Annotated in this window: 25 protein-coding genes; 6 read left to right on the top strand and 19 right to left on the bottom strand. The window is 47.0% G+C overall.

Going from position 1 to position 24127, the window contains the following annotated elements:
* Window positions 1-143: 143 nt before the first annotated feature.
* Both H7708_RS11680 and H7708_RS11685 read left to right on the top strand, forming a co-directional pair.
* Window positions 144-458 (top strand): transposase, encoded by a 315-nt coding sequence (locus tag H7708_RS11680; RefSeq protein ID WP_223670970.1) that lies wholly within the window; start codon window positions 144-146, stop codon window positions 456-458.
* An 8-nt stretch (window positions 459-466) separates the two neighbouring features.
* Window positions 467-691, top strand: coding sequence for a hypothetical protein (locus tag H7708_RS11685; RefSeq protein ID WP_223670971.1), 225 nt, complete (start codon window positions 467-469; stop codon window positions 689-691).
* A gap of 133 nt (window positions 692-824) precedes the next feature.
* Here the strand turns inward: H7708_RS11685 and H7708_RS11690 are convergent, their stop codons facing one another.
* Genes H7708_RS11690 through H7708_RS11710 form a run of 5 tightly spaced genes read right to left on the bottom strand, consistent with a single transcriptional unit; the run spans window position 825 to window position 6654 of the window.
* A complete protein-coding gene (locus H7708_RS11690) occupies window positions 825-2369 on the bottom strand; it encodes an FGGY-family carbohydrate kinase (protein ID WP_223670972.1) in 1545 nt (514 codons plus the stop codon).
* On the bottom strand, window positions 2370-4415 hold the full coding sequence (gene prlC / locus H7708_RS11695) for an oligopeptidase A (RefSeq protein ID WP_223670973.1): 2046 nt from the start codon (window positions 4413-4415) through the stop codon (window positions 2370-2372).
* Window positions 4416-4424: 9 nt separating this feature from the next.
* A complete protein-coding gene (locus H7708_RS11700) occupies window positions 4425-5180 on the bottom strand; it encodes a glycosyltransferase family 2 protein (RefSeq protein ID WP_223670974.1) in 756 nt (251 codons plus the stop codon).
* A gap of 5 nt (window positions 5181-5185) precedes the next feature.
* On the bottom strand, window positions 5186-5590 hold the full coding sequence (locus tag H7708_RS11705; RefSeq protein ID WP_223670975.1) for an adenylyltransferase/cytidyltransferase family protein: 405 nt from the start codon (window positions 5588-5590) through the stop codon (window positions 5186-5188).
* A 2-nt stretch (window positions 5591-5592) separates the two neighbouring features.
* A complete protein-coding gene (locus H7708_RS11710; RefSeq protein ID WP_223670976.1) occupies window positions 5593-6654 on the bottom strand; it encodes a CDP-glycerol glycerophosphotransferase family protein in 1062 nt (353 codons plus the stop codon).
* A 96-nt stretch (window positions 6655-6750) separates the two neighbouring features.
* On the opposite strand from H7708_RS11710, the gene gorA reads away from it, so the two are divergent.
* Window positions 6751-8106 (top strand): glutathione-disulfide reductase, encoded by a 1356-nt coding sequence (gene gorA, locus H7708_RS11715; RefSeq protein ID WP_223670977.1) that lies wholly within the window; start codon window positions 6751-6753, stop codon window positions 8104-8106.
* Between the two features lie 57 nt (window positions 8107-8163).
* Here gorA and H7708_RS11720 read toward each other — a convergent pair whose 3' ends face one another.
* The 3 genes from H7708_RS11720 to H7708_RS11730 all read right to left on the bottom strand — a co-directional run bounded on the left by H7708_RS11720 (window position 8164) and on the right by H7708_RS11730 (window position 12673).
* Complete coding sequence (locus tag H7708_RS11720; RefSeq protein WP_223670979.1) at window positions 8164-9186, bottom strand: TraB/GumN family protein; 1023 nt, start codon at window positions 9184-9186, stop codon at window positions 8164-8166.
* Between the two features lie 28 nt (window positions 9187-9214).
* The gene (locus tag H7708_RS11725; RefSeq protein WP_223670980.1) at window positions 9215-10108 is read right to left on the bottom strand and encodes an ATP-grasp domain-containing protein; all 894 of its coding nucleotides are present in this window, start codon (window positions 10106-10108) and stop codon (window positions 9215-9217) included.
* A 123-nt stretch (window positions 10109-10231) separates the two neighbouring features.
* Window positions 10232-12673, bottom strand: a complete 2442-nt coding sequence (locus H7708_RS11730) for a sensor domain-containing protein (protein WP_223670982.1) — start codon at window positions 12671-12673, stop codon at window positions 10232-10234.
* Window positions 12674-12825: 152 nt separating this feature from the next.
* Here H7708_RS11730 and H7708_RS11735 point away from each other — a divergent pair, with 152 nt between their 5' ends.
* Window positions 12826-13356 carry a gamma carbonic anhydrase family protein gene (locus H7708_RS11735; RefSeq protein WP_223670983.1) on the top strand — a complete coding sequence of 177 codons (531 nt, stop codon included), beginning with the start codon at window positions 12826-12828 and terminating at the stop codon, window positions 13354-13356.
* A gap of 67 nt (window positions 13357-13423) precedes the next feature.
* Here the strand turns inward: H7708_RS11735 and H7708_RS11740 are convergent, their stop codons facing one another.
* The 5 genes from H7708_RS11740 to glyQ form a co-directional block, all read right to left on the bottom strand.
* Window positions 13424-14155, bottom strand: a complete 732-nt coding sequence (locus tag H7708_RS11740; RefSeq protein WP_223670984.1) for a DUF481 domain-containing protein — start codon at window positions 14153-14155, stop codon at window positions 13424-13426.
* A 96-nt stretch (window positions 14156-14251) separates the two neighbouring features.
* Window positions 14252-15028 carry a sugar nucleotide-binding protein gene (locus tag H7708_RS11745; protein WP_223670990.1) on the bottom strand — a complete coding sequence of 259 codons (777 nt, stop codon included), beginning with the start codon at window positions 15026-15028 and terminating at the stop codon, window positions 14252-14254.
* Between the two features lie 3 nt (window positions 15029-15031).
* A complete protein-coding gene (gene gmhB / locus H7708_RS11750) occupies window positions 15032-15583 on the bottom strand; it encodes a D-glycero-beta-D-manno-heptose 1,7-bisphosphate 7-phosphatase (RefSeq protein WP_223670993.1) in 552 nt (183 codons plus the stop codon).
* A 15-nt stretch (window positions 15584-15598) separates the two neighbouring features.
* On the bottom strand, window positions 15599-17659 hold the full coding sequence (gene glyS, locus H7708_RS11755) for a glycine--tRNA ligase subunit beta (RefSeq protein WP_223670995.1): 2061 nt from the start codon (window positions 17657-17659) through the stop codon (window positions 15599-15601).
* Complete coding sequence (gene glyQ / locus H7708_RS11760; RefSeq protein ID WP_223670997.1) at window positions 17659-18582, bottom strand: glycine--tRNA ligase subunit alpha; 924 nt, start codon at window positions 18580-18582, stop codon at window positions 17659-17661. The genes glyS and glyQ overlap by 1 nt, the downstream gene beginning before the upstream one ends.
* A gap of 178 nt (window positions 18583-18760) precedes the next feature.
* Here glyQ and H7708_RS11765 point away from each other — a divergent pair, with 178 nt between their 5' ends.
* Together H7708_RS11765 and H7708_RS11770 are read left to right on the top strand one after the other, a co-directional pair.
* Window positions 18761-19555 (top strand): TspO/MBR family protein, encoded by a 795-nt coding sequence (locus H7708_RS11765; RefSeq protein WP_223670998.1) that lies wholly within the window; start codon window positions 18761-18763, stop codon window positions 19553-19555.
* 14 nt (window positions 19556-19569) lie between these two features.
* Window positions 19570-20118: a DNA-3-methyladenine glycosylase I gene (locus tag H7708_RS11770; protein WP_223671000.1), complete on the top strand. Its 549-nt coding sequence runs from the start codon at window positions 19570-19572 to the stop codon at window positions 20116-20118.
* Here the strand turns inward: H7708_RS11770 and H7708_RS11775 are convergent.
* The 6 genes from H7708_RS11775 to tusA form a co-directional block, all read right to left on the bottom strand.
* The gene (locus H7708_RS11775) at window positions 20115-20828 is read right to left on the bottom strand and encodes a L,D-transpeptidase family protein (protein WP_223671002.1); all 714 of its coding nucleotides are present in this window, start codon (window positions 20826-20828) and stop codon (window positions 20115-20117) included. The two genes, H7708_RS11770 and H7708_RS11775, sit on opposite strands and share 4 nt — an antisense overlap.
* Before the next feature lie 366 nt (window positions 20829-21194).
* Complete coding sequence (locus H7708_RS11780) at window positions 21195-21875, bottom strand: type 1 glutamine amidotransferase domain-containing protein (protein ID WP_223671004.1); 681 nt, start codon at window positions 21873-21875, stop codon at window positions 21195-21197.
* A gap of 63 nt (window positions 21876-21938) precedes the next feature.
* Window positions 21939-22817: an AraC family transcriptional regulator gene (locus H7708_RS11785; protein WP_223671011.1), complete on the bottom strand. Its 879-nt coding sequence runs from the start codon at window positions 22815-22817 to the stop codon at window positions 21939-21941.
* A gap of 92 nt (window positions 22818-22909) precedes the next feature.
* On the bottom strand, window positions 22910-23125 hold the full coding sequence (locus tag H7708_RS11790; protein WP_223671013.1) for a hypothetical protein: 216 nt from the start codon (window positions 23123-23125) through the stop codon (window positions 22910-22912).
* A gap of 4 nt (window positions 23126-23129) precedes the next feature.
* Complete coding sequence (locus tag H7708_RS11795; protein ID WP_223671014.1) at window positions 23130-23708, bottom strand: DUF1285 domain-containing protein; 579 nt, start codon at window positions 23706-23708, stop codon at window positions 23130-23132.
* Window positions 23709-23960, bottom strand: coding sequence for a sulfurtransferase TusA (gene tusA / locus H7708_RS11800; protein ID WP_223671016.1), 252 nt, complete (start codon window positions 23958-23960; stop codon window positions 23709-23711).
* Between the last annotated feature and the right edge of the window lie 167 nt (window positions 23961-24127).

Raw genomic sequence — 24127 nt, forward strand, 5'->3', positions numbered from 1 at the left:
CGCTTTCTGTAATGTGCTTGACGGCCTGAATTTTAAATTCTTCGGTATATCGCTTGGATGACATTTCATTCTCCTCTTTAGCTTCATTGTATAGCTAAAAAGTGTCTAGGAATATCGGGGCGATTCAAACAAAGAGGTGTTCAATGGTAAGAAGAAGACAACGTCGGTCATTCAGTCCGGAGTTTAAACGAGATGCTGCGAGTTTGGTGCTTGAACAAGGCTACAGTTATGCGGAAGCAAGCCGAGCCGTAGATGTCCATGACAATACCCTCCGAAAATGGGTTCAGCAGTTAAACAGTGAGCAAAGCGGTCAAACGCCTAAAGGTAAGGCGATGACCCCAGAGCAGCAGAGAATACAAGAGCTTGAGGCTCGCGTGAATCGGTTAGAGCGGGAAAAATCGATTCTAAAAAAGGCTACCGCTCTCTTGATGTCCGACGACCTGAACTCTACGCGCTGATAGATCGGTTGAGGGAGCATGAAGCGACTGAGTTGGTCTGCTCAGCGTTAGGTGTTGGTGTGAGCAGTTTTTACGAGCGTCGGAAGCGGCGTCAGCAAATAGACACGAAACGACGGCTGCTGCGTGCCCGGGTAAAGCGGCTGTTCATCAAGTCGCGCAACTCAGCGGGCACCCGTACCCTGGTTACCATGTTGAAAGATGAGGGTATCGTGCTGGGGCACTTTCTGAGTTAGCACATGAGCCAGATGAGAATCATACTCGTAGAGTATTTCCTAATGATTCAACCTTTGCGGTAGTGCCAGATGCTAACGATAATCCAAATGCCAATGGCGCGGAGATTAATACAGAGAATTTAGCAAGTCTGGATTAGGATAAGCGGTGTAGGCTTTTGTATAAAGGTTTAAGACGCTTGTACATGTGTTGATAAACTTCGGTGTAGAGCTTTTGATAGGCTTTTACATTCTCCGGCTTAGGGTAGAAGGTTGTACTTTCTCGGCACATGGCATTAACTGCGGTAGCGTAGTCGGGGTATGTGCCTATTCCAACGGCTGCATTGATCGCTGCCCCTAGCGCAGAAGTTTCGTAAGTATGAGGTCTGGTAGCCGGAAGGTTAAAGATATCAGCCGTAAGCTGCATACAGACGTTGCTTTGTGAACCGCCGCCGGAAACGTATAAATGCTGAACTGGTCGTTTGGTCTTTTTCTCGATTGTCTCCATTCCCTCTCGTAAACTGTATGCGATCCCTTCCAGGATGGCATGGTAGACGTGAGCTTTGGTATGGGTATCTTTAAAGCCGATAATGGCCCCTCTGGCTTCTGGTCCTGGGACTTTGACGCCGGGTGACCAGTAAGGCTGTAACACTAGCCCGTCTGAGCCTGGGGGGATATTAGCAACCGACTCTTCTAAAAGTTGCTCTGCAGCGACGCCTAATTGGGAGGATAGCTGTTGTTCTCTTTGGGCAAACTCTTCTTTAAACCAGCTGACCATCCAGAAACCGCGATGAATTTGAAATTCGAGCGTATAGGCGTCGGTGATGGATGATGGGTAAGGTGGAATAAAGCGAATGGGTTCAAGGTACTTCTTACTGGTAACATTTATTGTTGCTGTGGTGCCAAAGCTTAGACAAGCCTGGTTATCATTAATACAGCCCGAACCTAATACTTCAGAAGCTTTGTCTGAGCCAGCTGCTACAACGGGTAGCCCCGTTGCTAACCCAGTCATCTGTGCTGCTCGTTCAGTAATATTTCCAATGATTTCACCCGGCTTTACCAGCTCCGGAAGCTGTTCTTTATTTAGAGGGGCAACTTGCCACTTCCAGTCTGAAGAACGAGCCCACTGGTGTCGCTTGTAATCGAAAGGAATGTAACTGACCTGACTTGCAGTAGAGTCTTTAAATTCGGAGGTTAGTTTGTAGTTCAAATAGCCGGACAAGAGTAGGTACTTATCAGTTTTGGTCCATAGTTCTGGTTGATGGTGGGCTATCCAAGCTGCTTGGCAGCTAGATTGGAAGTTGTGCAGAGTTGAGGTTAACCCCGCAAGTTTAAAAATATATTTCCAAGAACCTTTAAGTGGTTTAATGTGCCTTAGCTTACGCTGATCTGTCCAGATAATGGCTGGGCGTAATGGTTCCCCGTGAGAGTCCAGATTGACCACCGTATTGCGCAGGGTTGTGACGGCGACGGCTGAGATTTTACTAAAAGCTTCGGGAGAACTCTGCTTTAAGCGCTGGCAAGCGAGGCATAAAGTATCCCAAAAGAATTGAGGATGTTGCTCATACCAGCCGGGATGTTCGGAGAGGTAGTTGTCAATTGGGATTTGGCTTTTAGCAAGGATATTGCCCGCTAAGTCAAAAATAATGGCACGCAAACTCTGCGTACCATTATCAATGGCGAGGATGACTTCCTCCGACACCTATTGTCCTATGCCTGAATGACGCAACAGTGCATCGGTGGAAGGTTCTCTTCCGCGGAAAGCTTTGAAAAGATCGTCGGGTTCCTCGGAGCCCCCTTTCTGCAGAATGTTGATCAGGAAGTCAAGCCCCGTTTGTGGGTTGAAAATACCTTCTTCCTCGAAGCGTGAGAATGCGTCAGCCGATAGGACTTCTGCCCATTTGTAGCTGTAATATCCTGCGGCATAGCCACCGGCAAAAATATGCCCGAAACTGTGCTGGAAGCGATTAAACCCTGGTGGCTGGATAACGGCTACTTGCTGACGAACCTTATCTAGCGTTTGCTGTATTTGATCTGGGGTTTCCGGATCAAACTCACTGTGGATCTTGAAGTCAAAGATGGAAAACTCTAGCTGGCGTACCATCTGCATGGCCGACTGAAAGTTTTTGGCGGCCAGTAGCCGTTCCAGTTTCTCCGCAGGAAGCGGTTCGCCCGTGTCATGATGTTTGGCAATTTTTGCCAGTCCTTCTTCTTCCCAACAGAAATTTTCTAAAAACTGACTTGGGAGTTCGACGGCATCCCATGGCACGCCGGAAATACCGGCAACAGACGCATGATTGATTTGCGTCAGCATGTGATGTAGACCATGGCCGAATTCATGGAATAGAGTAGTCACTTCATCATGCGTGAACAGGGCCGGTTTATCGCCAACTGGACCATTAAAGTTACAGGTTAAGAAGGCAACAGGTTTTTGGATACCGGTAGAAGTTTGGCGGCGCCCAACACAATCAGCCATCCATGCTCCACCCCGTTTATGACGGCGTGCATAGAGATCGAGATAAAAGCTGGCAATATAGTCATCGTCCTGGCTATAGATATCAAAGAAACGAACATCAGAATGCCAGGTCTCAACGTCATCTCGCTCCTGGAACTTAATATTAAATAAGGTTCCGGTGATGTCGAACATGCCTTGAATCACCTGATTTTCTGGAAACCAGGGACGTAACTCTTCTTGTGAAATGTTGTACTTTTCGTTTTTCAGCTTTTCACTGTAATAAGCCAGATCCCAGGCTTCGAGCTGGGAGATGCCATGTTTTTCTTTGGCATACTGGGTCAGTTCTTCGAGATCTCGTTCTGCCTGCGGTTTGGATTTAATGGCAAGGTCATTGAGAAAAGCCAGCACTTCATCGGTAGACCTGGCCATCTTCGTGGCCAGAGATAACTCACCGTAATGAGGGTAATCGAGAAGCTGGGCCAGCTCGTGACGTAGACTCAAAATTTCCGGCATAATGTCGCTATTATCAAATTTTCCGGCTTGAGGGCCCTGATCGGAGGCTCTGGTTGAAAAAGCAGTATACACTTCCTGACGCAGTTCACGGTTATTGGCGTGCATCATGATCGGCAGATAGGAAGGAAAATCTAAGGTGATGCGGTAACCTTCTACCCCACTAGCTTCGGCAGTCTGTCTGGCCGCTGCAATGGCAGATTCTGGTAGGCCATCCAGCGAGTCTGCGGTATCGAAGTCTTTGTGCCAGGCCATGGTGGCATCCAGCAGGTTCTGTTCAAATTTGGATGTTAACTCTGACAAACGCTTTTGAATGTCACCATAGCGTTTTTGCTTGTCTTTTTCCAAAGCGACGCCAGACAGTTTAAAGTCTCTTAAGTCGTCGTGCAGAATTTTGCGCTGGACTTTATCCAGGTTGAGCACATCGGCTCTATCGTTAAGGGCTTTCACCGACTGGTAGAGCCCTTTGTGTTGACCCATTTCTGTGCCATAGTCGGACAATAAAGGCAAGCAGGCGTTGTAGGCTTCTCGAACTTCTTCCGAGTTAGCTACCGAATTAAGATGGCTGATAGGCGACCAGGCTCTATCCAGACGATCATTGATTGCTTCGAGCGGTTTTACGAAGTTGTCCCAGCTGATTGACGATGCGTCTAATTGTTCGGTCAGCTCGTTAATGGCGGTACGACTATCATTGATGATAGTTTCAACCGCTTGAGCCATATGCGTAGGCTCAATTTTAGAAAAAGGGGGCAGTGTAGTGAGGTTCAAAAGAGGATTCGACATAAATACCTTCTAAGATGTTTTACTCAATTCAAAGAGTTTGGCTTCTTTCAATAAAGCATAATATGCGGATAAATGTGAAAAAATAAAGCCTCGCAATCCAGAAAAGCAGTAGCGGTAGATGAGGTAATTGCGAATAAACTCTAGGGGATAGATGAGTAGCAGTTTGAGAATCGACGGCTGTTTCCCTTTTTGATACTTTTCGGCAGCTTTAAGCGATGAATATTTATTATATTTGTCGGTTAGTTGCGTGATATCAGCGTAACCATAATGATTAAAATATTTACTGGTATTTTTCAGCTTACCATTAATTCTTGGCCCTTCGTGAACAAGGTTATCAATATGATACTGAACAAATTGTTTTTTAAACAACCTTGTATTGGTTGGTAACCGGGTAAGTTTCGAAAAGAACTTTCCAATAAAAAGATCATTACGACGACATTTGAGGGCAACGTAATGGTGCTGTTCACTGGTAAATCGTTTTATTTCCTCAATAAAGGCTTTGGTCAGTTCCTCATCGGCATCGAGATTCAGTACCCACTCGTGCTGGCAGAGCCCCATGGCATAATGTTTTTGCCTGGCGTAGCCGGGCCAGTCGTTATGAATGACTTTGGCGCCCTTGCTTTTGGCGATCGATATCGTGTTGTCAGTACTGCCACTATCGACCACGATAATTTCAGCAAAGTCCTGGCAGCTGTCCAGCACCCGGCCAATGTGCCGCTCTTCATTCTGGACAATAATAAAAACACTGACGGATATTTTGTTCATAGTAATTATTCTTCTTCAGGTTCTATATGGCGTACAACTTCGATAATTTCTGTGGTCGAAATCGAAGGGGTACGAGGCAGGTACTTTATCTGGCACAAGTCTGACAGTTCGTCGAACTGACCTTGCCAGTCATCACCCATGACAAGAATGTCAGCGTGATATTGTTGAATATAGTCGGGCTTCTGCTCGAGTGATTCTTCAAGAAAAACAAAATCGACACAAGACAAAGCGTCGATGATACGTATGCGATCATGCTCCGAATAAATGGGAGGACGACCTTTCTTTGAGTAGTTGAGTTTATCGGAAGAAACACCGACATATAGTTCGTCGCCTAAAGCCCGGGCACGTTCCAGAATATTGACGTGACCCACATGAAAAACATCAAAAGTACCAAAGGTTATGACTCGCATGATTAGCCTTGATTGATAATAAACTGTGCCACTCGCTGAGAACATAGGCCATCTACCTGGCCGACAACCTGTTGTGTAATCTCCCGGCGAGTAGCCTGATAAAGCGAGTGATCGTTAAGGTTTGATTCTACCGCAGATTTCAGCTTACGATAATGATCAATATTGGCCCCCATTGACTGGAATAGTTGATAATCGTCAGACAAACGCTTCTTCAGGCGGAATTTTAAAAAGCCGCGATACCCCCAACGGAGTTTGAGGAAGTGGCAGATGATGACGGGCTTGTCGAGGGCGATAAACTCAAATAGCGCCGAAGAGGTTTCACTAATCATCAGATCGGCCGTGGCCATAAAAGGGACTAGATTTTGCTCACTCTCCTGGGCCAGATAAACATTGTCAAAGGTTGCCCAGTGTTGCAGCAGATCGCGCTGCTTCTCATAAGCTGGTTTAATCAGCGATAAATAGTGGGGTTTGAGCAAAATATTATATTCAGCAAATTCCTGTGGCCAGTTTTTCGGAAAGTTCTCGATGGTACTGGGGTAAAAAGTTGGTGAATAAAGTAGGGTCGGTTTGTCCGGATCGAGACTGAGCGAGCTCAAATCCAGTTTGATCGAAGGATCATTAATAATGGGATCCAGCTTGGTATAGCCGGTTAACACAAAGTTTTTATCCGGGTACAGTTGCTGCAACCGGTTTTTACGCGACTCCGACTCGACGAAGCGGTATTGGATTGGTGCACTGGACGCATTGTAATAGGTAGATTTTGGGCCTAGTCCGTGCAGAATTAAAGCCGTTTGGCAGATATCATTGAGCTCTCTGGCGATTTCAGCAGCATGCCCAAATATAACCCAGTCGGGACTTTGTTGTTGGTAGAAGTTTAATCGTTCTTCCGGTTTTACGACTTGGGTTGTAACGTTTTTACGCTTCAGTGATTCTAATATAGCACTGGGTGGTTCAGTGGTGAACACCACAGAAATACTGATATTCGGGTGCTTAAGCAAAGCCTCTATAACCGGCTCAAAATGAGGCAGATAATACAAATAAGCGGCATCAAAAAATAACTTCACGACAGATTACTTCAAATTCTCGAGTGACTTATTATAAATAAGTGCTTGATGTGTTTATAATCCGTTCATTATAACCAGAAAGGCCATGAAATAACGATGACTGTTAAACACTATGATTTTATTACTATTGGTGGCGGTAGCGGCGGCATTGCTTCGGCAAACCGGGCTTCAATGCATGGTGCAAAGAGTGCCATAATTGAAGGTAAAGCGCTGGGCGGCACCTGCGTCAATGTTGGTTGTGTGCCCAAAAAAGCCATGTGGTACGGCGCCCAAGTCGCTGAGGCATTTAAGTATGCGCCAGATTATGGATTTAAAATATCCAATGTCGACTTTGACTGGGGTAAATTGGTGGAAAGCCGCGAAGCCTATATTTCTCGCATTCATCAAAGCTACGAGCGCAACTTGGGCAACAACAAAGTCGACGTTATCAGCGGGCATGCCAAATTTGTCGGCAAGCATGAAGTTGAGGTCGATGGTGAACGCTACAGTGCCGAGCATATTGTTATTGCCACTGGCGGCTACCCGATCATTCCTGATATTCCTGGTGCTGAGCATGGTATCGACTCGGATGGTTTTTTTGAGCTACAGGAGCAACCTAAGACTGCGGTAGTTGTCGGTGCGGGGTATATCGCCGTGGAAATTGCTGGCTTGCTGCATGCGCTGGGAACCGAGACTCATCTGGCGGTCCGTAAACATAAACCATTGCGTGACTTTGATGATCTCCTGTCGGATACTTTGGTTGAAGTGATGAGGGATACGGGGCTTAATCTGCATACACACAGTATTCCTCGCTCGGTAAATAAATTGGATGATGGCCGTTTGGAGTTAAAGCTCGAAAATGGTGAAACGATTGGTCCGGTGGATACCTTAATCTGGGCGGTTGGACGAGCACCGGCGACGGGTAATCTGAGTTTAGAGAAGACGGGCGTTGCCAAAGACCCGCAGGGGTTCATTAAAACGGACAAATACCAAAACACCACGGCTAAAGGTATTTATGCCATTGGAGATAATACGGGGCGTCTGGCTTTAACTCCTGTGGCCATTCAGGCGGGTCGTCGTTTGGCCGAACGCCTGTTTAATGGCAAGGACAAAGAGCACCTGGACTACACCAATGTACCGACGGTGATCTTCAGTCACCCGCCGATCGGTACTGTCGGCATGACTGAAGAGCAGGCTAAAGAAACCTATGGTGAGGACAATATTAAGGTTTATAACTCATCTTTTACCGCCATGTATTCGGCGTTAACTCAACACCGTGAACCGGCTAAAATGAAGTTGGTGTGTGCAGGCCCGGAAGAGCGCGTCATTGGGCTGCACGGTATTGGCTTTGGAGTGGATGAAATGCTGCAGGGTTTTGCAGTGGCCGTCAAAATGGGAGCGACCAAGGCTGACTTTGATAATACGGTGGCGATTCACCCGACTTCGGCTGAAGAATTTGTAACCATGCGTTAGAGACGCGGGGATCAATAAAGCCCAGCGTTGCTGGGCTTTATAGGCCGGTCAATGGTTCTAGTAACGAACGCGTTCTACCGTAAACCCTTTTTCTTCAAGGTAGTGGTTAATGCTTTTATCCCCACCATAATGAGCAGCTCCAACCACAGCAAAGAGAGCTTTACCTTGCTCAATCTGCTCTGCAATGCCGTCGGCCATGCCACGGTTGCGTTTGTACAATAGGGCATCCATAAACTGCTCATAGGAAGCTTGGTCTAGCCCCTTTTCTTCAGCTTCTAAGAGACTGCTGGCGACAAACTCTTCAACTTTGCCTTGCTTCCATGCCGCGACCAGCTCAGAAGTTTCATCTTCTTCTTTAGTGACCACGCTGTACAGGAACATATCCTGCAACTCTAAAGGTAATGTATCGAAGACACTGAGCTGGAAATCAAAGGTTTCCAGTTCAATGATGTCTTTCTGGTGCTTTTTGGCTTCACTTAAAAAATGCATGTCGACGCCATACTTTTCGCTATACCCCGATTGCTGCATGCTTAATGCTTCCAGCGTCATGGCTGCAAACCAGGGTTCGAACGAGTTAAACATCTGGCAAGGGCTTTTCGTCTCGGTGCAGTACTCCTGGTATTCGCTTAATGTCTCTTCACTCAGAACCGACACTAGCGTGTTATCTGGATCCATCGCTATTTCCTGCACAGTTTGTGCCATTTCGGCCTGGTTAATGCTGGATAGATCAATTTCGACCGCAATGGCATCAGAGGCTTCATAAGCTTGTGTGACTGGCTGAGGCAGGGGATACATAGTGGCCTCGCCCATATGAATGGAACCAAACAAATAGGAGGCGGTGCCGTTATGCTCGATCTTCCATAATGCGGGTTTATAAGCGGGATCGGCGGTTTGGGCATCGGCCATTTGTTCTTGTGGCGCGGTTTCTGTCTGGTCGGTTGCTGGTTGCTGTTCAGACTGAGTCGACTCAACTTTTTGCTTAGAGTTGCTGTCTTTTACTGCCTTGTCTGGTTTCTGATCATCACCACAGGCGGAGAGGCCGATTAAACTCGCAAAAATTATCCCTAAATACTTCTTCATTTATTTGCTCCAACTTCAATATTATGTATTAGCTTTGATGGGTATGCTTGATGGCATTTACAAGTGCCTGGGCGAACATTTTACAACTTTCCTTGCCGCCATGACGGAAAAAAAGCGACGGTTCGATTAACTCTAATTCATTAACAAATGCCGCTCCGTCTTTATGATGAAGGAAGTCGACTCGGGCATAAAGCGGCGCACCGACTTGGGCCGTTACGTGCTGTATGGCTTTTTCTGCCAACTCCTGTTCAGCTTCGCTCAGGTGGTATACAAAGTCGCTAGCACCATAGTCATCCTGTACCCGAAAGTCACCCTTAACGGGAACCTTACGGGTACCATGACTGTATTTACCATTAAAGAAAATACCTGACGTCTCGCCAAAGGTTTCGACATTGGCTAAGTAAGGTTGTAACACCAAGTCTTCTTTGGTGCATAAACGGTCGACATGCTGTTGAGCGGCTGACAGTTCTTCTTCAGAAGACAACGAGAAGCGAAGGCATTCGCGGGCATTGGCACCGATCAGAGGCTTAAGGAAGCCTCTTTGCCAGCCATGTTTACCCATTAGCGCTGCAACATCGTATGTTTGACCCCGAATTAACCATTCGGAAGGAGTAATGGCTATACCAGCTTGCTCCAGTTCTCGAAGGTATCGCTTGTGACTGTTCCACTCGATAATGGGCTTCGGATTGAGCAGTTGCGTCTGTCTGCTGACCCGATCAATCCACTGCATAAACTCATCAATCCGTTCCTGATAGTCCCAGGTCGTGCGAAGCAGGCAGGCATCGAACTGTGACCAGTCACAGTCGGTGTCCCACGGCAGTATTTGGTAGTTGATGTCGAGTGCATCCAGTTCGCTGAAAAAAGGAAGATCGTCTTTTTCCCAGTCAGGGAGGTCTCGGCAGCTGGCTATGGCTAAGTTCATGCAGTCAATGTCATTTCGCTATTTAACAAATAGCGCCAGTGAATCTTTATAGCTTACACTAGCAACCGTAAAATATCCTCGATCTGAAAGGAAAAAATGTGATCCATCAAACAACCTTTGTGACTAATAATTGATGGTGTTACGCGCCAGACGAGCTTCTCGGCTCAGTAATTTCGACAGCTGACTGGCTGGCATCGGGTGATAAAAGAAAATACCCTGTCCCATGTGGCAGCCTAATGACTTCAAAGTATTGTATTGGTTCGGGGTTTCGATCCCTTCGGCGACAGTTTTCAGATTCAGGCTCTGTGCCAGAGAAATAATGGTTTGGATAATATTAAGGTTGACCTTATGGTCATTACAGTTGGGGCTTAAACGGGAGACAAAGTATTTATCGATCTTCAGATTATCAACCGGTAGCTGACTGAGGTAGGCCAGTGAGGAATAGCCTTTGCCGAAATCATCGATGGATAGCTTTATGCCCTTTTCCTGCAACTGATTGAGGACTTTCACGGTGTTAATGACATCGGTCATGGCTGCGCTTTCGGTGATTTCAACCTCCAGCATTTTACCCGATACGCCAAACTGAGAGATGGTATCGTTTAGGTTATGAACCAGGTCGAAATACTTTAAGTCCTTTACAGAAAGATTAAAAGCAATTGGTATATCGATGCCCATGCCATGCCACTCGACCGATTGCCGGCAAACCATTTTGGTAACCAACTGACTTAAATCATGAATCAGCCCCGTTTCTTCGGCGATTGGGATAAAAATATTGGGAGGAATGCTGCCGCTTTCACTATCGTCCCAACGGCAAAGCGCCTCGACGCTGGTGATTTTACCAGAGATAATATCGACTCGAGGCTGGAAGAAGAGGTGTAGTTGCTGGTCGGCGATAGCAATCTTGAGTTTCTTTTCTATCATGCGGCGCTTATTTTCCTGTTGGCTGTATTTGCGCTGATAGAACTTGAATCGATTACGTGCAGACTTCGCCGAGTACATCGCCATATCGGCAAAACGGAACAAGTCTTCCGCATTATCACTGTGATCTGGATACATACTGATCCCAATACTGGCACCGGACTGAACTCGGTGTGGACCGGCCTGTATCGGGTTTTTCAGGTGACGCAGTAAGCGCTCCGCGACGGCCTGTGCTTCGTGAATCTCTGTGTTAGGCAACACGATGGCAAATTCGTCACCGCCTACTCGAGCCAAGGTGTCACCGTTGCGTAAGCACTTTTTCATAAACTCAGTAACAGAAATGAGTAGCTCGTCGCCGATAGAGTGTCCGAGGGTATCGTTAATTTGTTTAAAGCGATCCAGATCGACGTACATAAAGGCCAGCTTTGATCGTTTGGCCTGGCAGCTTTCAATATCCCTCAGTAGACAGTTACGCAATAGGTGCCGATTGGCTAAACCGGTCAGTGAGTCGTAATTGGCTAAACGGTGGATTTCCTGCTCTGCCTCTTTACGATCATTAATTGCATGGAAGTTGATTGTCACACCCTGGATATCAGGATCGTTCAGATGATTTGCCAGGCGACTCTCGATCCAGATAATATCGCCATTCTTATGCCGGATACGGCGCTCAACAACCGAGGAGGCCCCGGGATTTTCCGCTACATAACGCAGGTTCAGAGTTGCATCGTCCCGATCATCTTCATAAATAAAGCTGTCCAGGGTTTTGCCTAGTAAATCATCCTCGGAATACCCCGTAACACGCGTCACAGAGGGAGAAATGTAAGTAACCTTGCCATCCTTGTTGTACATCAAAATGCAGTCGTAACTGTTTTCGACCAGCGTCCGGTAGTACTTGTCCTTTTGACGGAGGGCGTTCTCAGCTTCCTGACCTTTATTCATCTTATGAATCGTGCCAATCTCGATGAGGGGATCGCCATCATCGGTCCTGGAATAGATAGTGCTATGCACCTGTACCCACAACCAGTCGCCGTTTTTATGCTGCAAGCGGAACTCTACCGGCACCACGGTGCGATCACTGCTTTGCCGCAGAATCTCTTCCTGTTGTTGCACTGCCTCGAAATCATCAGGGTGAATAAAGCTGTATACGCCATCGTTCATGGCCATGATTTCCTGTTCGGTATAACCTAATAGCTTGGAATAGTTTTGCAACCCCTCTGAAAATATTTTTTCTTTACAATCAAGAACATAAATAAATATCGGTGAGTTCTGGATGACGGTTTCTTTATAATCTTTGACCACATCCTGAATATCGGGAGAGGCGAGGTTCAAGCTGGGTAGCGTCTGCAGAGACAGGATCTGGTCGACGTGAGATTCGCCCTTTTTGAGTTTTAAGGATGAGACAATAAATTCGCGATCGACGCCAAGTTGCGGCAGGGTGATGATAGCGCGACTTTCTGAACCATTATGGAGCGAACGGGGGAGCAGGGATTCGATGGAAGTGCCTTGAAGCAGTGTCGGTGAAACCACCGGATCAATCGAAATCACTTTAATGACATGCGTTTTACTGCATACCAGTAGTGCTGAATAATCGTTAGAGAATAAGCGGTTTAGTAGCTGCTTATCCAGTGGCTTAATCCTTTGCTCCAATTGAACCCCATGCGTAAAGCTATTATTTAAGATAATAATCTATGTTTAGAATAGCCTGAGCTAGAGTTTTGTCAAATGATTCAATGTGGGTTTTATTTTGCGATTACGAAGTTTATCGCTAAAATAAGGCAAGCTTATAGCAAAGATATCTTATGACAATTCGAACTTTTCAGAAAAAAACACCGAAAATTGGTAATAAAGCTTTTGTTGATGAATCGGCTTTGGTCTTGGGGGACGTGGTTATTGGGGAGGATAGCTCCATTTGGCCGATGGCGGTGTTAAGAGGGGATGTTCATGCGATACGGGTTGGTAAGAGAACCAGCATCCAGGATGGTACCGTGTGCCATGTAACCCACGCAGGCCCGTACGATCCGGAAGGGCACGATCTGATTATTGGTGACAATGTGACGGTCGGTCATAAAGCGATCCTGCACGGTTGTACCATTGAGGATAACTGCTTAATCGGTATGGGGGCCGTGGTGATGGATGGTGCCATTGTGCGACAAAATGCAATTATTGGTGCTAACAGTCTGGTGCCTCCGGGACGAGAGCTGACCGGTGGTTACTTATGGGTGGGCTCGCCGGCACGTAAGATTCGCAAGTTAACGGATGAGGAAGTTAAGTTCTTCAAATACTCGGCAGATAATTACGTTAAACTTAAGAATGAACATATGGCTGATTGAGCACAGTCACTCACAGAGACATAAAAAAACCGGCTAATAGCCGGTTTTTTCTTCTGCCCAATGCGGATTAGAAGCTGTAGCTGATACCGATAGTGGTGGTACGGTCAGTTTTCTCTGCACCTTCTGGAACCACCGAGTTGTAGTTGATCAGGTAAGAGAGCTTCATCGCCAGATTGTCTGAAATCTTGGTGGTGACGGCCGATTTTGAGACGTAGGTATCAACGTCCTGGCCCCAGACAGCACTAACTATTTGAGTAAAACGGGCAGTATCCGTAAGCTGGTGAGCAAAATCGAGGTCACCACGCAATACGCTTTCTTTCTCATGCTCACCAATAAAGACGGCATTAATACGATAACCTAAACCGAAGCCGAGTGAGAAATGGCCGTTATCACTTTTGTAGAATTGGTGACCGTAACCAACGTAAGCACCTGCCTGATAATCATAAGCACCGAAATAATCGTTATTGTAATCAACGATACCGTACAAGAAGCTCTTTTCGGACAAGTCGTAACGGTTGTTCCAGGCAAAGGTATAATTTTCTGCCTCGCGATCACCGTCGCTGGAGTTCGTGACACCGGTAATCTGAATACCTGTCGACCAGTTTTCTGTAGCGCGAGCCACCCAGTCGAATTCGCCATTTAAACTTTCAGTTTCTGTGTTACCTGAGGTCTTGATATAGCCCACATCAATGTTACCCAGATAGCCTTCGTCTGGGGCATTGGATAGCAGACCGTCGGCAAAAGCTGTTGGAGCCGCGAAAATGACAGCCAGGGCTGTAACAGTTTTTTTCATTGTCATAATCAAATCTCGCAAACTAAATTTTTACAATTAAAAAGGGGGAGTCTAGCGGGCCAAATTGTAACATTAATCAGGCCTTCGTCAGCAACTAAAACGTCAAGAAACGTCAAGCTTTTCGCGGGCCCAGTCAAATATCGAAGGATAGCTCAGGCGCATGCGTTTTAAGAGCGCCGATTGATATTTTTTATCGAGCGATAGCGCGTCATAACGACCAGTCTTCACAAAGTCCTGCAGCTGCTTTCGGGTAAAAGGGTGGCCATCGGAAGCGATAGCCATATCGACTTCGCGTTCACTGGCATAACTCAGCCAACGACAGAGATCGTCTTCGTGGATCAGATTGAAGCATTTTGGATCGAGATATTTTTCTTCGTCGAGCAGGTTATCAATCAGTTTCTGGCGTTGTTTGGAATACAATCCTGAGGCTCGAATGATGCTGGTATGAGCGTGTAGCTTGAGAAGCGCCTTTTCGGCATCCAGCAGCACTTTGCCAGAAAAACTGGCAGGCTTAGGATCGGTAGACTCATCAATAACGGATTCAAGATTACCGCCGTAGACCGAGGTTGAAGAGACGAAGGTGCAATGAAAACTGTCTTGCTGCTTATGAAGTTCGTCAATCAGGCGCGCCACCGCATGGATATAGGTCTGACGGTAAGCTACTTCGGTTCGTTCATCAGGCGCGACGATAATAAAAACCTGGTCCAGTTTGGGAAGCTCTGGCAGTTCAACGCCTGCTTTTAGCAGGTTAAACTGGATATGATTATCTGACCATTCCTTCTCAGAGCGTGACAAAGTAATAGGATTTTCACCTTCATTCTTAAGGTGATGATAGAAGCGCTGACCAAGTTTGCCAGTGCCTACGATTAAAGTATTCATTGTTTATTTCTCTGAGTTGATAGCTTCTACAAGTTTCGCCAGGCTTTTTTCGACGGTGATATTTTCGCCCGCCAGTTTATCCAACGTTTTTAACCCTTTGCCTGTGAGTAGCAGCACAAAATCGCAGCCAAATTCCTGCGCACAGTGATAATCTGAGCTGGAATCGCCGATAAAGACCACTTCTTCGGGTTGTGCACCAAATTTTTTCGCAATACGCTGTAACATGGTTGGTTTGGGTTTGCGACAGTCACAGCCGTCGTCCGGGTGGTGTGGGCAGAACTCAACCTGATCGATATGTCCGTCATGCTCATCCAACAGCTTCGCCATTTTTTGATGCATAGCATCTAAAACAGACTCATCATAAAAACCACGGCCAATACCCGACTGGTTTGTGGCGATGGCGACTTTAAAATGTTTATTTAAAGCCGCTACAGCCGGCAAACTTCCTGCGATGGGAATCCACTCTTCTGGCGATTTGATATAAGCATCTGAATCGTGATTAATCACGCCATCACGATCCAGTACAACCACTTTTTTTACTGACCAATTGATCATATAAATCTTGCAGTCTTAGTTTTGTAGCTGTGAAATGTCAGCAACTGAGCCAAACATATCCTGTAGTTTTTTAAGCAAAGCCAGACGGTTGGCTTTAATCGCCGGATCGTCGGCATTCACCATGACATGGTCGAAGAATGCATCAACGTCGTGGCGCAGTGCTGCCAGACGCGTTAAGCGTTCCTGATAGTTATCGATTGATACCAGCTCAGCTTCAACGGAAGCAATGGTTTTTGCCAGTGACTGCTCTTCGCTTTCTTGCAGTAACTTACTGTTTATCGTGTCGGGAACTTCAACGTCAGCTTTTGCCAGAATATTTTTCACACGCTTGTTAGCCGCAGACAGGCTTTCCGCTTCTGTTAGCGTCTGGAAGTGCTGCACGGCTTTCAAACGCTGATCAAAATCCAGTGGTTTAGTTGGCTTTAATGCCATGACCGCATTAATACTGTTAGCACTGATGCCCTGATCGGCATACCAAGATTTGAAACGATCGAAAATAAAGGACAAGAGATCGGTTTTGACCGAATCATTGCTCAGCTTGCCATCAAACTGTTTCGCAGCGGCTTCGATCAGATCGACTAAGTCCAGTTCCAGCTGGTTTTCAATAAGGGTGCGTAACAGGCCTATCGCAGCTCGACGCAGGGCGAAAGGATCCTTGGCGCCTTTGGGAGCCTGACCGATCCCAAAGATACCGACCAGCGTATCCACACGATCGGCAATGGCCAGACATTGGCCGACTGGGTTGGCCGCAAGCTTATCGCCAGAGAACTTGGGCAGGTACTGCTCGGTCATGGCAATAGCGACACTGTCGTCCTCACCATCATGGCGCGCATAATAAGTTCCCATAATACCTTGTAACTTATCGAATTCACCGACCATCTGTGTGGTCAGATCGCACTTCGATAATAAACCGGCACGATGAGCCAGTTCAGGCTCGGCACCAATACCTGGTGCAATCGTTTTCGCCAGCTCGGCAACGCGCTCTGCTTTTTCCTGCACGGTACCCAGTTGCTTTTGAAAAACGACTTTCTTAAGGCGCTCCTGTTGGCTTTCCAGGGGCGCCTGCTGATCTTTTTCATAGAAGAACATGGCATCGGCCAAACGCGGACGAATGACTTTTTCGTTGCCTTCAATGACGCTGCGTGGGTTCGAGCTTTCGATGTTACTGACGGTAATAAAGTTCGGTAACAGGTTGCCGCCTTTATCCAGTACGTGGAAATACTTCTGGTGTTCGGCCATGGACGAAATCAAACACTCCGACGGTACTTTAAGGAAGCGGGTTCCGAATTCGCCTGTTAAAGCAACGGGCCACTCGACCAGTCCAGTCACTTCATCCAACAAATCAGGGTCAATTTGTGCAAAGCCACCCAGCTTTTCAGCCTCGGCTTTGACCTGCTCGGTAATCATGCGCTGACGCTCGTCATAATCGACGATAACGTGCTCGGCTTTGAGTTTGCTGACATAATCATCGGCATCGTGTAGCGATATCGGACCTTCGGCCATAAAGCGATGACCATGACTGATATTGTCGGTATGAGTATCCAGAATGGTAGCTTCCAGTACGGACGAACCGTATAACAGCACGCTCCAGTGAACTGGGCGGATAAATTGCGCCGAGCTATCACCCCAGCGCATCGCTTTCGGGATCGGAAGCTTCTTCAGTGCCCCAACCAGGATATCTTCAATCAACGCGCTCAGCGTCTGGCCCTTTTGCGAGATGGTATACCCCAAACGCTCGCCTTTATCAGTCTGGATGCGCTCGAGCTGGTCCACTTCAACACCACAGGATTTGGCGAAACCGGCTGCAGCAGGCTTTGGGTTGCCATCATCATCAAATGCCGCGGCCACTGCTGGCCCCAGACGTTCGACTTCTTTATCCGGTTGGGCGTCGCTTAAGTCGCGAACGATCAGAGCCAGTCGGCGTGGTGTGGCATACGCTTCTACCGTGCCAAACTCAAAATCTTTGGCTTTCAGAGCATCGCTGACGTTATTCTTCAGGGCGTCGCGTAATGTTTTTAAACTGACTGGAGGAAGCTCTTCCGTGCCCAGTTCAAATAATAGATCTGAATGGTGCATTATTTTTCCTCCTCAGGCGTATCTTGCAGCATAGGAAAACCCAGTTCCTCACGGGCATGGTAGTAAGCTTCGGCAACGGCGCGGGCAATCGTGCGAACGCGGAGGATAAAGCGTTGGCGCTCCGTCACTGAGATAGCACCTCGCGCATCTAATAAATTAAAGGTATGAGAGGCCTTCAGCACCATTTCATAAGCGGGCAGCGGCAGGTTGTTTTCGATCAGGTTGTTCGATTCCGACTCAAAGTAATCGAACAGCTCGAACAGTTTATCAACGTTGGCGTGCTCAAAATTATACTTTGATTGTTCCACCTCGTTCTGATGGAAAACGTCGCGGTAGTAGACCGTGCCGAGTGGGCCATCGGTCCAGACCAGATCGTAGATACTGTCCACGCCCTGGAGGTACATGGCGATACGCTCGAGACCATAAGTAATCTCACCCATTACCGGCTTACACTCGAGGCCGCCGGCCTGCTGGAAGTAGGTAAACTGAGTGACTTCCATACCGTTCAGCCAGACTTCCCAGCCAAGACCCCAGGCGCCAAGTGTCGGTGATTCCCAGTTATCTTCGACGAAGCGGATATCATGCTCCAGCGGATCGATACCGATAGCTTTCAGTGAGCCGAGGTACATTTCCTGGATATCGAGCGGTGAAGGCTTGATAACTACCTGATATTGGTAATAATGTTGTAAGCGGTTCGGGTTTTCCCCATAGCGACCATCAGTCGGACGGCGGCACGGTTGAACATAGGCTGCACTCCATGGCTCGGGGCCAATGGCGCGCAGGAATGTTGCCGGGTGGAAGGTACCAGCTCCGACTTCGAGATCGAGCGGTTGCTGAATGACGCAGCCTTGTTCGGCCCAGTAATTTTGTAGGGTTAGGATAAGTCCCTGAAATGTTTTTGTACTTTCGTTACCTTGAGTCACGGGATCGCCTTTCGCTAAGGTGTTACTAAGAATTCCAAGCTCTATTGACCATTGTGATCGATTTTAAGCAAAAATTGAATCACAAAGGTCAACGGACCTTAATTAATGGTGGGATTATACGGGAATTTGGGTTATTTTCTAACCTGGAAAGCATAACTAAATGCAGGAGATAGTGAAAATGTTACAGATTCGAGCGGTTGTGAACCTCATATTAGTCGCTGCGGTTATCTTTATCAGCTACTACAGTAGTATCGTTGGCATAAACGAGCAGACACAGGACTCGGTCAGCGCCGCTTTTTCCTCGGCATTTACTCCTGCGGCATATGCTTTCTCGATTTGGGGCGCGATTTTTATCATGCTGATTATTGTGGCGGTTAAAGATCTGCGTGGAGTCTTCCTTAATGGCACACAAACCACGCTGAGTTTTAATGCTGGCTTAAGTCTTGCGCTGGTGCTGACCTTCATTTGGGTGTTTGTCTGGTCATACTTACAGATTGGCTGGTCGTTGGTGGTGATGACAGCCATTTTTGTGTCGCTGATTTGGGCAGTGTTATCCGGTAAAGAGCGTCCTGTCAGCGCCAATATTACACTAGCGCTGTATTTAGGCTGGATCAGCGTTGCCCTGGTTGCGAATGAGGCCGCATGGCTAGTCAGCCTGGATTTGGTCGGTGAGAATAAAGAAGAAGGCTTTCTACATGACCCCAGTTTTAGCGTGATGCAGAGCGCCTTAACGTTGGTGGTCTTTGCGCTGGTGATGAGTTTTAAATCCATTCGTCACGGTCTGGAGCCTGCGGTGTTTGTGTATCCGCTAGTGGGTGTCTGGGCCTATATCGCAATTCTGATAAAAAATGGCGCCGGCAATCCCAATTTACTGGTCTACGTATCGGCCTTCTTTGCTTTAATTTTATTATTGATCGCGGGTTACTTCGGTTCAAAGTGGAACAGCAGTTATTCAGCGACTACAAAGGATTAATGAAAGGAGAATAAATGACAAAACGTTGTGGCTGGGTGAGCGATGATCCCTTATACATTGACTATCATGATAACGAATGGGGCAAGCCCGAATACGACGATAAAAAGCTATTCGAGATGCTTTGTCTCGAAGGGGCTCAGGCCGGTCTGAGCTGGATAACGGTACTGAAAAAGCGCGAGCATTACCGCAAAGTATTCGATAACTTTAATCCCCATAAAATAGCTCAATACGATGAGGCCAAACGTGAAGCTCTACTGAGTGATCCAGGAATCATTCGCAATAAACTGAAAGTGAATGCTTTTATCGTTAACGCCCAACGGTATTTAGAGGTTACACAAGAACAAAGCTTTAAGGATTATGTGTGGCAGTTTGTCGGTGGTGCGCCGGTGAATAATCGAAGAACCTCATTAAAGGAAGTGCCAGCAACAACCGCCGAATCCGATGCCATGTCAAAACAATTAAAAAAAGATGGATTTAAATTCGTCGGTAGCACCATCTGTTATGCCTTTATGCAGGCCACCGGCATGGTCGACGATCATATTGAAGACTGCTTTTTGGGTTAATGACTAAAAGGTAAGAAGTAATCCATTAAATCGCTGTACAGAATTTTGCTCCAAGCCAAATGTTTTATAGGCTGCAGAGCCGCTTTCCGTGGATCGCTTGGAGCAATGGCCACTTCGATATTCTGGTGGCCAATGTCGTTGGCTAGTGTAAACAATTCTTCAACGGCTTCATCACCCATCGCCAGGCAGCCGATCGAGACCGCTTTGCCGTGAATAAAGATATTGGTCCCCGGCTGATCCCTGCCTTCGGCTTTGGCATGTTTTAAGTCAAATGCATTTGGGTAGTTGAGCTTCATCGACAGATGATACGAGCTGTTGGGGTTTAAATACTCGATAGAGTAAACCCCTTCCGGTACTTGCCGATCACCTTCTCGCAGCTTAGGACCTGAAACGCCGCTTAAGGCCTCAATCGGATACTGATGAACAAACACTGGCTCCGAACCGGAGGTATCCCAGAGTTCCAGACTGGCCTCATCTTTGACCGCTAAAAAGGTGACTGATTTGGGTGGGTAGGTTATTTTCGCCGTCTTAAAATAGGGCTTCATCCTTTGTCTAGCATCGTCACCATAGCGAGCAATCACATCTGGTATTGATCGTGCGCCTGCGACCTTTACCACTAACGGATGCCAGTAGGCTCGACCATAGATGTAAAACAAGTAAAACCCCAGAAGAAGGGCGACGAGAACGGTGCCCGTAATTACTCTTTGCATGGCCAATGACCGATAAATAAAAAATAACTTAGCTTAATACAGTGTTGATGACAATGGTTTGTCGAGTCTATTCGTTGCACAGGCTTCATCTAAGAGAAACGTTTCCGTCACTATATCGTCATATTGATCCGACATACTGACCCTGACTGAAGGAGCGGGTAAGTTACTACCAATAACCTAATGAACTAGGAAGGGTTGGGATAGCACGGGGGATGTGTTCCAGGGAGTGGGGCCGAAGGATTGGCATTAAAGGATTTTAATAAAGGACTTTAGGGAAGATGCTGGGCAAAGGAATTGCCCAAAACTAAAGTCTTGTCTTGTGGCTGAAGTAAAAGCTACTAACGGCGGTTAGTAGCTTTTATGCCGTTATGACTGCAGTTGGGCAATCATTGCCTTGGCCGTTTCTTCCGATGATGCTGGATTTTGACCGGTGATCAGATCGCCATCGATCTGTATAAAGTCCTGCCAGTCGTCGCCCTTATAATATAAGCCGCCGTTCTCCTGCAACATGTCTTCGACTAAAAAGGGAACGACTTCGGTTAACTGTACCGCGGCTTCTTCGCTGTTGCTAAAGCCAGTGACACGCTTTCCCTTAACCAGCGGACTACCATCGGGAGCTTTTGTTTGCTTAAACACCGCTGGAGCATGACAAACGGCGCCAATTGGCTTTTGCATTTTATAGGCTTGCTCGATAATGGCAATTGAATGTGGATTCTCAGCCAGATCCCACAATGGGCCATGACCGCCTGGATAAAACACGGCATCAAACGCTTCAATATCGACGTCGGCCAGCTTGACGGTAGAAGCCATCTGCTTTTGCGCCTTCTCGTCTTCTTTAAAGCGCTTGGTCGAATCGGTCTGAGCATCGGCAGCGTCGCTACTTGGATCGAGTGGCGGTTGTCCGCCTTTCGGCGAGGCTAGAGTGACTTCAGCTCCTGCATCCTTAAAAATGTAGTAGGGAGAAGCAAACTCTTCGAGCCAGAATCCGGTTTTTTCACCGGTATCCCCGAGTTGATCATGGGACGTTAAGACCATGAGCACTTTCATAAAAAACTCCTGTTGATACAACTGTCTTACTAAGATGACGGCTTCAGGCTCAAGATTCAAGGGCTAAGTACGCAAACGAACCGGGAGATAAACATCGGTAACCGCTTCGTGTTCTTTGCGATCAGGGAAGAACTCGACACGTTCGAAGAAAGGAGGCTTATCAACCAGTTCATAGTCGGACTGCTCTAACCATTCGCCGTAAAGATAGTCCATGACGCCGCGTAACTGATCTTCCGTACCTTGAAAGCGAATTTTGGCACAACTACTGGCGGCAATGGTTTTGTGGATTACGCCTTGGGGGTTACTCTTAATCGGTTTATCCGTCGTACAGCAGATATCCATATGAAACTCGTCGGGTGCCGTCGCCTCCGGATCATTATAAAAAATATTGTAGGTCTTACTCTCAGGAGGGAGGACACCATTAGCCCGTCGCCATTCGATAAACGTTTCGACGGACTCCATGATTTTACTGGGTGAGCCATGGTGTTCGAGTGCGGCGACTTGGGTTTCAGGAAAGTCGACAACACTGACGTCATGTTGGGTTGTATCAGGTATAGCCATGCGTTTTGGTGCTCCTTGTTCAATAAAGTCATTCCATAAATCCCAGTTGGGTTGATGACGGAATTCGGTGGGCGTGACGCCAAAACGCCTTTTAAAGCTATGACTGAAAGACTCCACAAAATCAAAACCCGCTTCAAAGGCAATATCGGTGACCTTGAGACTTGGCCGGTTGGCCAGCTGCAACATGGCGCGGCGTAATCGCTTGTTTTGAACATATTGCGCCGGATTTAAGCCGATATGCGCCTTGAATTGCCGTTGGAAATGGTAGGGCGAACAGTGTGCGATCCGCGCCAACTGTTCAAGGCGTAGTGGATACTCAAGATTGTCGTCAATATAACGGCAGACCTTATTGAGTCTTTGCTGTAATGTTTTAGCGCTCATAACAACATATTTCGTTAAGTGTTAGGCGCAGTATGCAGAACATGACGAAAAAACTCCTGTTCAATCTTGCTCTATTAGGCCGGAGCGATGACTTATTGGCCGCGAAAAATCGCTTTTAGCTGTTTTAATATACTAAATAAAGAGCCGGAAATGCCAACAATGACAGCAAGTACCAGTATACCGACTCGGAGTTTGACTGGCAGCTCCAGCCACTGCCAGTAATCGTTAGCTAGAATCGCGCTGATTAAGAGCACCGCTACGGCGTAGCAGCTCAGAGTAAACTTGGATAAGGCTTGAAATTTTGGCATAAGTTTAAATCGTACCCAGGCTGAAAAACTCACCGGCTGAGATCACACCGAGGTGTTTTTGATCATCGACTACACGCTCTTCGGCCATCTCCACCAGCTGATAGAAAACGTTACGGTGAATTAAGGCATGTAGATTGCGGCGAACCATGACATAAGGCGAAGGCTCGCCGGTTTTACTGTCCTGCTCGACCCATAGTGGGTGATCCGGCCCGAGTAAAATCGTATTATCGCAATTATCTTTAAAGATAATAACCGGGCCTTGCTCTGTCTCTTTAACCTCCATAGTGGTGACGAGAAAAGGCGCGTCCTCGACGCGTATGCCGAGCTTCTCGACCGGGGTGACCAGATAGTATTTATCGTCTTCTTTTTTGATTACGGTGGAGAACAACTTGACCAGACGCTGACGGCCGATAGGCGAGTTTTGATAGAGCCAGCTGCCGTCGCGCTTAATAATGAGCTCCATATCACCGCAGAAGTCGGGATCCCACTGTTCGACAGGCGGCAGTTTATTGTCATCCTGAGATTGACTGATTTGACTCAAGATGTGGCTAAAGTCAGCGTTGTTGTCTTGCTCGTTACTCAATTAGGCTAATCCTTTCCTGATTAAATATTTGTAAGGCATTTCGTCGGTAATACTGGCCAACAGTTGGTGATCCATGAAAGTACAGAATTTTGGAATATCCCGCGTGGTTGAGGGATCGTCCGCGATGACCAGCAACGTCTCACCTTCCGCCATTTTACGGACGTTGAGACGAACCATCATTACGGGCTCAGGGCAGCGTAGCCCCAGTGCATCTAATTTACGGTCAAAGCTGTCAAAGTTGATATCTGTCATGATGGATCAATATATATGTTATAACATTAAAAATTGTGCGAATTTTAGTCTTTTTAGCATCTTATCGAAAGTAAATTGACTAATTATAGCTATATTGTATCAATGCGTTTAATAAGATTAATTTTATTAATTTAGCGCTTCTCGTTATGATAGCACCATAAATTGAT

The sequence above is a fragment of the Kangiella shandongensis genome (assembly GCF_020005365.1).
GTDB classification, from domain to species: domain Bacteria; phylum Pseudomonadota; class Gammaproteobacteria; order Enterobacterales; family Kangiellaceae; genus Kangiella; species Kangiella shandongensis.

Coding starts and splice junctions, on each gene's coding strand:
- H7708_RS11765 (WP_223670998.1), top strand. CDS start 18,761: ATGTTACAGATTCGAGCGGTTGTGAACCTCATATTAGTCGCTGCGGTT.
- H7708_RS11785 (WP_223671011.1), bottom strand. CDS start 22,817: ATGAGCGCTAAAACATTACAGCAAAGACTCAATAAGGTCTGCCGTTAT.
- H7708_RS11735 (WP_223670983.1), top strand. CDS start 12,826: ATGACAATTCGAACTTTTCAGAAAAAAACACCGAAAATTGGTAATAAA.
- gmhB (WP_223670993.1), bottom strand. CDS start 15,583: ATGATCAATTGGTCAGTAAAAAAAGTGGTTGTACTGGATCGTGATGGC.
- gorA (WP_223670977.1), top strand. CDS start 6,751: ATGACTGTTAAACACTATGATTTTATTACTATTGGTGGCGGTAGCGGC.
- tusA (WP_223671016.1), bottom strand. CDS start 23,960: ATGACAGATATCAACTTTGACAGCTTTGACCGTAAATTAGATGCACTG.
- H7708_RS11705 (WP_223670975.1), bottom strand. CDS start 5,590: ATGCGAGTCATAACCTTTGGTACTTTTGATGTTTTTCATGTGGGTCAC.
- H7708_RS11745 (WP_223670990.1), bottom strand. CDS start 15,028: ATGAATACTTTAATCGTAGGCACTGGCAAACTTGGTCAGCGCTTCTAT.
- prlC (WP_223670973.1), bottom strand. CDS start 4,415: ATGTCGAATCCTCTTTTGAACCTCACTACACTGCCCCCTTTTTCTAAA.
- H7708_RS11700 (WP_223670974.1), bottom strand. CDS start 5,180: ATGAACAAAATATCCGTCAGTGTTTTTATTATTGTCCAGAATGAAGAG.
- H7708_RS11720 (WP_223670979.1), bottom strand. CDS start 9,186: ATGAAGAAGTATTTAGGGATAATTTTTGCGAGTTTAATCGGCCTCTCC.
- H7708_RS11770 (WP_223671000.1), top strand. CDS start 19,570: ATGACAAAACGTTGTGGCTGGGTGAGCGATGATCCCTTATACATTGAC.
- glyS (WP_223670995.1), bottom strand. CDS start 17,659: ATGCACCATTCAGATCTATTATTTGAACTGGGCACGGAAGAGCTTCCT.
- H7708_RS11740 (WP_223670984.1), bottom strand. CDS start 14,155: ATGACAATGAAAAAAACTGTTACAGCCCTGGCTGTCATTTTCGCGGCT.
- H7708_RS11780 (WP_223671004.1), bottom strand. CDS start 21,875: ATGAAAGTGCTCATGGTCTTAACGTCCCATGATCAACTCGGGGATACC.
- H7708_RS11680 (WP_223670970.1), top strand. CDS start 144: ATGGTAAGAAGAAGACAACGTCGGTCATTCAGTCCGGAGTTTAAACGA.
- H7708_RS11790 (WP_223671013.1), bottom strand. CDS start 23,125: ATGCCAAAATTTCAAGCCTTATCCAAGTTTACTCTGAGCTGCTACGCC.
- H7708_RS11775 (WP_223671002.1), bottom strand. CDS start 20,828: ATGCAAAGAGTAATTACGGGCACCGTTCTCGTCGCCCTTCTTCTGGGG.
- H7708_RS11725 (WP_223670980.1), bottom strand. CDS start 10,108: ATGAACTTAGCCATAGCCAGCTGCCGAGACCTCCCTGACTGGGAAAAA.